We start from the raw sequence: 296 nt of genomic DNA on the forward strand, positions 1-296 counted from the left end.
GCGGCCATGTAGAGCATCTGGCGCAGCACTGGCGCGCCCTGTTTGGACAGCCGACGCCGTCCCGTTCTGCCGCCAGACTCGTTAGGCCGGGGATCCAGGCCGGTGCAGGCGATCCACGCGTTGGCGTTGGCCAACGGCCAGCGCGTCATGTAGTAGATCAGGTGAGCGGCGACGGCAGGGCCGACACCAGGGATGGTCAACAGGCGCTTGTAGAGCGTGCCATGCTCTCCATCGCGACCCAAGCGCTGCAGTTCGCTTTCCAGCTCGGACAGCGTCCCAGCCAGAGCGCAGAACAG

At 66.2% G+C, this 296-nt stretch carries 1 protein-coding gene; it reads right to left on the reverse strand.

What is annotated here, in order from left to right; translation table 11 throughout:
• Positions 1-296: IS110 family transposase (locus tag ABE423_RS20745; RefSeq protein ID WP_346487364.1), on the reverse strand; the 296-nt coding region annotated here is incomplete at both ends.

The organism is Stenotrophomonas sp. TWI1409 (genome assembly GCF_039673015.1).
Lineage (GTDB): Bacteria > Pseudomonadota > Gammaproteobacteria > Xanthomonadales > Xanthomonadaceae > Stenotrophomonas > Stenotrophomonas maltophilia_A.